The 8,023-nt window shown below is 72.1% G+C and carries 9 protein-coding genes and 1 pseudogene; 6 read left to right on the top strand and 4 right to left on the bottom strand.

The window, feature by feature from the left end; all coding sequences use genetic code 11:
* Positions 1 to 32 precede the first annotated feature (32 nt).
* Positions 33 to 1,430, bottom strand: coding sequence for a flavin-containing monooxygenase (locus tag ACTIR_RS23415; RefSeq protein WP_052583888.1), 1,398 nt, complete (start codon positions 1,428 to 1,430; stop codon positions 33 to 35).
* A 168-nt stretch (positions 1,431 to 1,598) separates the two neighbouring features.
* Here ACTIR_RS23415 and ACTIR_RS0114275 point away from each other — a divergent pair, with 168 nt between their 5' ends.
* Positions 1,599 to 1,922 carry a putative quinol monooxygenase gene (locus tag ACTIR_RS0114275; protein ID WP_019810378.1) on the top strand — a complete coding sequence of 108 codons (324 nt, stop codon included), beginning with the start codon at positions 1,599 to 1,601 and terminating at the stop codon, positions 1,920 to 1,922.
* Between the two features lie 55 nt (positions 1,923 to 1,977).
* On the opposite strand, the gene ACTIR_RS0114270 is transcribed toward ACTIR_RS0114275, so the two are convergent.
* Positions 1,978 to 3,330 carry a PhoX family protein gene (locus ACTIR_RS0114270; protein ID WP_026454802.1) on the bottom strand — a complete coding sequence of 451 codons (1,353 nt, stop codon included), beginning with the start codon at positions 3,328 to 3,330 and terminating at the stop codon, positions 1,978 to 1,980.
* Between the two features lie 163 nt (positions 3,331 to 3,493).
* Here ACTIR_RS0114270 and ACTIR_RS0114265 point away from each other — a divergent pair, with 163 nt between their 5' ends.
* The 3 genes and pseudogenes from ACTIR_RS0114265 to ACTIR_RS27530 all read left to right on the top strand — a co-directional run bounded on the left by ACTIR_RS0114265 (position 3,494) and on the right by ACTIR_RS27530 (position 5,221).
* The gene (locus ACTIR_RS0114265; RefSeq protein WP_324607101.1) at positions 3,494 to 4,456 is read left to right on the top strand and encodes an ABC transporter ATP-binding protein; all 963 of its coding nucleotides are present in this window, start codon (positions 3,494 to 3,496) and stop codon (positions 4,454 to 4,456) included.
* 73 nt (positions 4,457 to 4,529) lie between these two features.
* Positions 4,530 to 4,907 (top strand): annotated as a pseudogene (locus tag ACTIR_RS27775) (ABC transporter permease subunit); the annotation flags it as partial.
* Between the two features lie 125 nt (positions 4,908 to 5,032).
* Positions 5,033 to 5,221: a hypothetical protein gene (locus ACTIR_RS27530; protein WP_026454799.1), complete on the top strand. Its 189-nt coding sequence runs from the start codon at positions 5,033 to 5,035 to the stop codon at positions 5,219 to 5,221.
* A gap of 28 nt (positions 5,222 to 5,249) precedes the next feature.
* On the opposite strand, the gene ACTIR_RS0114250 is transcribed toward ACTIR_RS27530, so the two are convergent.
* Both ACTIR_RS0114250 and cynS read right to left on the bottom strand, forming a co-directional pair.
* Positions 5,250 to 5,717, bottom strand: a complete 468-nt coding sequence (locus ACTIR_RS0114250) for a GbsR/MarR family transcriptional regulator (protein WP_007025420.1) — start codon at positions 5,715 to 5,717, stop codon at positions 5,250 to 5,252.
* Between the two features lie 146 nt (positions 5,718 to 5,863).
* A complete protein-coding gene (gene cynS / locus ACTIR_RS0114245; protein WP_026454798.1) occupies positions 5,864 to 6,316 on the bottom strand; it encodes a cyanase in 453 nt (150 codons plus the stop codon).
* 266 nt (positions 6,317 to 6,582) lie between these two features.
* On the opposite strand from cynS, the gene ACTIR_RS0114240 reads away from it, so the two are divergent.
* The gene (locus tag ACTIR_RS0114240) at positions 6,583 to 7,434 is read left to right on the top strand and encodes a formate/nitrite transporter family protein (RefSeq protein WP_026454797.1); all 852 of its coding nucleotides are present in this window, start codon (positions 6,583 to 6,585) and stop codon (positions 7,432 to 7,434) included.
* A gap of 137 nt (positions 7,435 to 7,571) precedes the next feature.
* On the top strand, positions 7,572 to 8,023 hold a 452-nt coding region (locus tag ACTIR_RS0114235), incomplete at its 3' end, for a dihydropteroate synthase (RefSeq protein ID WP_026454796.1).

Below are 8,023 nucleotides of genomic sequence, written 5' to 3'. Positions count from 1 at the left end.
GGGGGGCTCGGCGGTGTCGGTCGTGCGTCCGGTCATACCGCCGCGCCGCCCCGACCGGGGCCGGTCACCCGGGTGTCGTCGGTGCGTACGCGGCCCGCCAACCGCGCCGGACCGAGTTTCGCCACCCGCCGCCTGCCCCGGGGGAGCTCCCGGGTGCGCAGGTCGTGCTCGTAGCGGAAGTAGTCCACCTGTTGGGTGTGCCGTGCCGAGGGCACCATGTGACCCACGAACCTCCGTTCGTCGGCGGCGATCACCCGCTCCATCTCCGGCACGGACGGGGGACGGTACTGTCCGGCGGCGTAGGCGGCGAGCAGCCGCGACTGGCACTCGACGAACGGGAACAGCGTCGGGGTGGCCTGGGCGAATCCGACGAACACCACATCGTCCAGCCCGGTGCGGAACATCCGCTTGTACAGCGGCAGGTGGTTGCCGGGCGCACTGAGGAAGGTCTCGTCGAAGAACGGGAACGTGATGTTGTAGCCGGTGGCGTGGATGATCACGTCGAAGTCCGCGGCGGTGCCGTCGGTGAACCACACCGTGTCCCCGTCGAGCCGGGCGACGTCGCCCTTGGCCACGACGTCACCGGATCCGAGCCGCAGCGGCAGTTCGACCGACTGGGTGGGGTGCGCCTCGAAGAACCGGTGGTTCGGCGTCGGCAGCCCGTACTTCTCCGGCCGTCCCGCGGTCAGCGGCTGGAACAGCTGGAACAGCCTGCGCTGCCAGGACAGCGGGAGGTACGGGGAGGTGCGGTAGAACTTGTCGGCGGGGGTGCCGGCGAGGTACTTCGGCACGATCCAGGCGCCGGAGCGCGTGGACAGGGTCACCCGGTTGTCCAGCGCCCGCGACGACAGCTCGACGGTGATGTCGGCGGCGCTGTTGCCGAGCCCGACCACGAGGATCCGCCTGCCGGACAGCTCCAGCGGCGTGCGCGGGTCGATGTAGGAGTGCGAGTGCAGCTGCGTGCCGGTGAACTCGCCCGGGAAGTCCGGCCACCGCGGGTCCCAGTGGTGCCCGTTCGCCACCACCAGCAGGTCGAACCGCCGCCGCTCGCCCCGCCCGGTCGTCAGTTCCCAGCCACCGTCCGGCAGCCTGCGGGCGTGCTCGACGGCGTTGCCGAACTCGATGCGGTCGGTCAGGCCGAAGGCGGCGGCGTAGTCCTCCAGGTACTGCCGGATCTCGGTGTGGTGCGGGAAGTCCGGGTAGTGCCGCGGCATCGGGAAGTCCCGCAGGGACAGCTGGTGTTTCGAGGTGTCGATGTGCAGCGAGCGGTAGGCGCTGCTGTGCCCGTTCGGGTTGCCGAAGGCCCAGTTGCCGCCGATCCGGTCCGACGACTCGAAACACGTGTAGGGCACGCCGTAGTCACCGAGCATCTTGCCCGCCGTCAGTCCGCTGATTCCCGCGCCGATGATCGCGGTGGTAGGGCCGGGCATGCTGGATCCTCCCGTCACCGTGCTCGCGTGGATCAGGTTGACAGATGTCCACACGACTGTCCAGAACCCGGACCCGCCGTCGGGTCCGGCAGAATGCACGGTGTCGGAATTCGACCGGGACGCAGAACGACCGGGCCCCTGCGGGCCCGCATCGAGGGAGGAGACGCGATGATCTTCATTACGGCCAAGTTCCGGGTGAAGCACGAGGACGCGGACCGCTGGCCCGAGATCGCGGCCGACTTCACCCGGGCCACGCGCGGCGAGCCCGGCTGCCTGTGGTTCGACTGGTCCCGCAGCATCGAGGACCCCGACGTCTACGTGCTGGTGGAGGCCTTCCGGGACGGCGAGGCCGGTGCGGCGCACGTCAACTCGGACCACTTCCGCGAGGCGCAGCGCACGCTGCCGCCGCACCTGGTGGAGACGCCCAAGGTGATCAACACCAACGTGGACCAGGACGACTGGTCCGAGCTCGGGGAGATGGCCGTGCGGTGACGCCGCCGGAGCCGGTCGGGACGGCCGGGGAAGCGGCCGTCCCGACCGGACGGCGTCACAGGGCGCCGCGGGACCAGGGCCCGGTGACGGCGTAGGTCACGCCCGGGGTCTGGACGTTGAAGAACAGCACCTGCCCGTCCGGGCTGAACGTCGCCCCGGCGAGCTCACTGGTGTTGCCGCTGTTCAGGGCGGCGAGGTCGAAGATCTCCCCGCGCGGCGTGAGTCCCCGCAGCATGTCCGGACCGCTGCCGTCCTCGCACAGCACCAGGCCGCCGCTGGTGGGGGAGACACACAGGTTGTCCGGGCTCTGCAACAGGTCCGGGTCGGTGGATTCGTGGACCAGGATCAGCTGTCCGCCCGCCTCGCCGGTGGGCCGGTACCGCCACACCTGTCCCAGACCGGCGTCCCCGCCGCTGGTCGCGTTGACGAAGATCGAACCGTCCCCGTACCAGGCGCCCTCCAGTCGGGCGAACACCGCCCCGCCCCGCTGCCGGCCCTGGCGGAACACGGCCAACGAGTCGTCGCTGTCCGGGTCCGGGTCCGGGATGTCCACCCACTCCACCGGCAGCGGCCTGCCCGCGCGCTGACCCTGGCGCGTGTCGTGGCCCGGGTGGCCCTTGACGGCCAGCATCTGCAACCGTCCGCCCGCGGCCGGTTTCCCCGGGACGTCCGGGACGAACCGGTAGAGCCCGGAGCTGCCGCGGTCCTCGGTCTGGTAGATGATCCCGGTGTCCGGGTCCACGGCCACCGCCTCGTGCGTGAACCGGCCCATCGCCCGGTACGGCACCGGGTCCACCGGGCCGTCGGCGTCGGCGGGGACCTCGAACACGTAGCCGTGCGGACGGTCGGGGTCGAGTCCGGTGAACGTCTCCTCGCAGGACAGCCAGGTTCCCCACGGGGTGGGGCCGCCCGCGCAGTTGCGCACGGTGCCCGCCAGGCTGGGGAAGCTGCGCACCGGACGCATCGCCTCCCGGTCGAAGACCACGGTCGTGGTGCCTCCGGCGACCGCGGGGTCGTAGTGCGGGTCCGCGAACGCGGGCCCGCGACTCTGCTCGTGGTTGCGTACGAGCCGGAGTGCACCGTCCGCGGCGGCGAACGCGGCCATCCCGTCGTGCCGTCCCGGGGTGATCCCGCCGTCCGACAGCGGCGACCCGGTCCGTCCGAACGCGACGTAGGAGAAGCCGTCCGGCAGGAGCAGTTCGCCGTGCGGGGGCGCCGGGCGCAACGGGCCGTACCCCCCGTTGTCCGGAGCCACCACGCCCCGGTTGTCGCCCACCCCGGGGCCACCCGCGAGGGCGGCGGTGTTGCCCATGAGCGCGTGCAGCGCGGCGGCGGCGCCGATCGTGCCGGTGCCCGCCAGGAACCGCCTGCGGTTGACCGCGGCGGTCTCGCGCGTCTCGTCTGTCATCGGTCCTCCCACGAGGGTCGTCTCGGTCGGTCATCCCGGACCGAACCGCACGCGGGTGACGTCGGCGTGAGCGCCGCGCGACCACCCGCTGACGAGCAGATCGCCATCGTTCGCGGGCTCCGGCGTCTTCCCCCGGTCCGTGGTCGCTGCTACCGTCGTTTTCGTGAGTTCGGAAATTTCCGAAAAGAGAGCAGGTGGCGGGATGGAGCCCGGGGCGGCGATCACGATCGAGAACCTGACCAAGAACTACGGGAACCGCCGCGGCGTCGTCGACCTCTCGCTCGACGTCCGCACGGGCGAGGTGCTCGGGTTCCTCGGCCCCAACGGGGCCGGTAAGTCCACGACGATCCGGGTGCTGCTCGACCTGATCCGGCCGACCTCCGGACGGGTCCGGGTGCTGGGCGCCCACCCGCGCACCGACGCCGTCGCGCTCCACCGGCGGGTCGGCCATCTCGCGGGGGACGCCGCGCTCCCGATGCGGCAGACCGTGGACGAGTGCCTGGCGTTCCTCGGCGCTCTCCGCGGCGGGGTGGACCCGTCCTCGGTCGACGAACTCACCGAGCGGCTGGGGCTGGACCGCACGGCCCGCATCGGGGAGCTGTCCACGGGCAACCGGCGGAAGGTGGGGTTGGTGCAGGCGCTGATGCACCGGCCGGAGCTGCTCGTCCTGGACGAACCGACGTCCGGCCTCGACCCCCTCGCGCAGCGCGTCTTCCTCGAACTCGTGCGCGAGGCACGGCGGGAGGGGCGGACGGTGTTTCTCTCCTCGCACGTCCTCAGCGAGGTCGAGGCGGTCGCCGACCGGGTCGCGATCGTCCGGGAGGGGCGGCTCGTCTCCCGCGGTACGCCGGCCGACCTGCGCGCGCACGCGGCCCTCGACGTCCGCATCGACTTCGACCCCGCCACCCCACCCGACCCGGCGGACTTCCGGACCCTGCCGGGCGTGACCGATCTCGTGCTCACCGGGACCACCCTGCGGTGCGGCATCAACGGCCCGACCGACCCGCTGGTGAAGGCCGCCGCCCGCTACACGGTGGCGCGGATGACCGCCCGCGAACCCGACCTTGAGGAGCTGTTCCTCCGGCACTACGACGGACAGGAGGCCGGTGACCGTGTGGTCGCGTAACGTACTCACCCGCTTCCTGCGGGACAACCGCCGTGCGCTGCTCGGCTGGGTCGTGGCCGTCACCGCGCTCGCGATGCTCTACGGCAGCTTCCACACGCGGATGTCGCCCGGGATGGCCGACACCGTGCCGGAGGCGATGCGGGGGGCCTTCGGCTTCGACGACCTGGACTCGGCCGCCGGGTACCTGCAGTCCGCGCCGTTCGGCATCCTCGTTCCGCTGCTGGTGGTGTTCTTCGGCGCGGCCATGGGGGCGCGGGCGGTCTCCGGGGACGAGGAGAACGGCCTGCTGGGCCTGCTGCTCGCGCACCCGGTGAGCCGCAGGCGGCTGTTGCTGGAGCGGCTCGGCGCGCTGGCCGTCGGGGCCGGGATGATCGGGCTCTGTCTGTTCGCCGGGATGCTGGTGATCCGGGACGCGGCCGACCTGGATCCGGTGCCGGTCCACGGCTTCGCCGCGCAGTCCGTGGCGGTCACGATGCTCGCGCTGTTGTTCGGCTGCGTGGCGGTCGCGCTGGGCGCGGCGGGCGTGCGGTACGGGCCGGCCCTCGGCACCACGACGGGTCTGGGCCTCCGTCGTACGTGCTCGACGCCTTCGGTCCGCAGCTCGATGCGGAGTGGCTGCGCCGCCTGTCACCGTTCTACTACTACCTCGGTGGTGAGCCGTTGCGGTACGGCTTCCAGTGGACACACCTGGCGGTGCTCACGGTCGCCTGCCTCCTGGTCACCGCCGTGGCCCTCCGGTGTTTCGACGCCCGGGACCTGCGCTGACGTCCCGTGGGAGGACACCGCGGGCCCCTCAGTCGGGGTTCCCGGTGTCCTCCCTGGTGGCGTACCAGCGGTCGATGACCGCGGGCAGCTCCCGCATCAGGTAGGCGTAGAAGTCCCGCATCTCGCTGAGCCGCCGCCGGGCCCGGCTGTCGCCGTCGACCGTGTCGAGGCCGCGGTCGGCCGCGTCCCGCATGTACCCGATCATCGCGTTCTGCGTCGACATGAGCCGTGCCCAGCCGTCGTCGGGGAATCGGTAGTGGGTCCGGCGGCTCCCGGGGGCGGGGACACGTTCGATCAGCCCCACGGAGCCGAGCGACTTGAGGGCGCCGGAGACCGACCCGGGCGAGGCGCCCAGCCGGTCGGCGATCTCCCCGGCCGTGATCGTCTCCTGCTCGCTGAACAGCAGTGCCGCCAGCACCCGCGAGGTCATCTTCTGCATCCCGCCCCGGGTGAGGGTCAGTGCCAGCTCCTCGGCGGCGGAAAACGCGTCGGCCACCGTGCCTGCCCCCTTCGTCCCGCACGGCGTGCGGGAGACCGGTCGTCGCGGATGTTCGGCATTTCCGAAACCCGCGCACAGTCTACCGCGGTGCGGGAGGGGCGATGATCGACGGGACCCGCCGGGGCCGGTCCGGACGGGCGAACTCACCACTTGTAGTCGAGGAACTTCCCGTCGAAGGTGACCACCACCCGGTCGCCCTCCGGGTCCGGGCGCCGCGCGAGGTCGACCCGGAAGTTGATCGCGCTCATGATGCCGTCGCCGAACTCCTCGTGCACCAGTTCCTTCAACGCCGGCGCGTACACCGACAGCGCCTCGACGAACCGGTAGACCGTCGGGTCGGACATCAGCGCCTCGTCGGTGCCGCGGGCGGGCTGGGTCCGCAGACTCTCCGCGACGGACTCCTCCAGGTCGAGCATCCGGCAGACCCGCCCGGCCTGCTCGGCCGTCATCGGGTGCTGCCCCAGCAGCGCCGCGGTCGTCCACACCACCGGGGCACCGAGCTCCCCGGCGATCGCCGACCAGGACACGCCTCGTCGGATCCGCGCCGCCTTGACCAGCTCGGCGGCCTCGGCCCTGCTCATGATCGGGGTGGTCATCTCCTCGTGCTCCTTCGTGGACTGCGGCGGACACGGCGGACGCCGTCAGTCTGCGCGCACCCGCGGGACGCGGCCACCGGTGCAGCCACCCGAAATGAGGTCTTCACACCACGGACGTGCGGTGCGGAGACCGTGACCCGCCGGCCCCCGCGCGGTCACGGCACGGAAACGCGCGTCGTCGAGGCTCCGTGCGGACACCGTGGTCGGCGCCTCCCGCCGCCGGGTCGGTGTCGACCACGCGGGACCCGGACACGAGAGGGGAGCGCATGTCGTACGTGAGCCCGAAGGAGTTCGTCGGCGCGATGGTCGACGCCGGGGAGACGAAACTGCGGATGTCGACCCGGGACACCCTGATCCGCGCGTACCTGGCGGGCGCGATCCTCGCACTCGCCGCCGCCTTCGCGGTCACCGTCACCGTCGAGACCGGCAGTCCGCTGGCCGGGGCGGTGCTGTTCCCGGTCGGGTTCTGCCTGCTGTACCTGCTGGGTTTCGACCTGCTGACCGGCGTGTTCACGCTGGCCCCGCTGGCGTGGCTGGACGGACGGCCGGGGGCGCGCAAACGGGCGGTGCTGCGGAATTGGGGCCTGGTGTTCCTCGGGAACCTCGCGGGCGCACTGACCGTGGCGCTGATGATGTCGGTGATCCTCACCGTCGGCTTCTCCGTGCCGCCGGACGCGGTCGGGGAGCGGCTGGGGTCGATCGGGGCGGACCGCACGGTGGGCTACGCCGAACACGGCGCCGCGGGGATGCTCACCCTGTTCCTGCGGGGCGTGTTGTGCAACTGGATGGTCTCCACGGGTGTGGTCGGGGCACTGATGTCCACGTCGCTGTCGGGCAAGGTCGTCGCCATGTGGATGCCGGTGATGGTGTTCTTCTTCCTCGGCTTCGAACACTCGGTCGTGAACATGTTCCTGTTCCCGACCGGGCTGATGCTCGGTGGGGACTTCTCGGTGACCGACTACCTGGTCTGGAACGAACTCCCGACGGTCCTCGGCAACCTGGTCGGCGGACTCGCCTTCGTGGGACTGGCGCTGTACGCGACCTACGCCCGCACCGCCGGGCGTCCGCGGCGTCCGGCCCCCGAGGTGCCGCACCTGCCCGAGCGGGTGAACGCCTGACGGTCCCGGGGACCGGCCTCCGGCAGCGCACCCCGTGCCCGTGGACCGCCTATGATGGCAAGATCACCGGGTGGTGCCCGGCCGCACGGCCGGGTACCCCGGGGGTCGGACGAGGTCCAGCAGGAACAGGGGTGCGCATGCTCCGTCTCGGGCGGCACGAGTTCGCCGACGACGCGATGCTGACGATGGCGATCGTGAACCGCACGCCGGACTCCTTCTACGACCGGGGCGCCACCTGGACCGACGACGCCGCCCGGGACCGGGTGCGGCAGGTCGTCGACGAGGGCGCCGACATCGTCGACATCGGGGGTGTCAAGGCCGCGCCGGGTCCGGAGGTGGACGCCGCGGAGGAGCGGCGCCGGGTCGTGGACTTCGTCGCCCGCGTCCGCGACGAACACCCGGACGTGGTGATCAGTGTCGACACCTGGCGGGCCGACGTCGCGCGGGCGGTGTGCGCCGAGGGCGCCGACCTGATCAACGACGCCTGGGGTGGGTACGACCCGGACCTGGCCGGGGTGGCTGCCGAGTTCGGCGCGGCCCTGGTGTGCGCGCACACCGGCGGTGTGACGCCGCGCACCCGGCCGCACCG

The sequence above is a fragment of the Saccharomonospora iraqiensis subsp. iraqiensis genome (assembly GCF_000430445.1).
GTDB lineage: Bacteria > Actinomycetota > Actinomycetes > Mycobacteriales > Pseudonocardiaceae > Saccharomonospora > Saccharomonospora iraqiensis.
This window is presented reverse-complemented; position numbering and strand designations above follow the sequence as displayed.

Bases quoted from the DNA above. Each gene is read 5' to 3' on its own strand.
- ACTIR_RS23415 (WP_052583888.1), bottom strand. From the start codon at position 1,430: ATGCCCGGCCCTACCACCGCGATCATCGGCGCGGGAATCAGCGGACTG.
- cynS (WP_026454798.1), bottom strand. From the start codon at position 6,316: ATGACCACCCCGATCATGAGCAGGGCCGAGGCCGCCGAGCTGGTCAAG.
- ACTIR_RS0114275 (WP_019810378.1), top strand. From the start codon at position 1,599: ATGATCTTCATTACGGCCAAGTTCCGGGTGAAGCACGAGGACGCGGAC.
- ACTIR_RS0114240 (WP_026454797.1), top strand. From the start codon at position 6,583: ATGTCGTACGTGAGCCCGAAGGAGTTCGTCGGCGCGATGGTCGACGCC.
- ACTIR_RS0114270 (WP_026454802.1), bottom strand. From the start codon at position 3,330: ATGACAGACGAGACGCGCGAGACCGCCGCGGTCAACCGCAGGCGGTTC.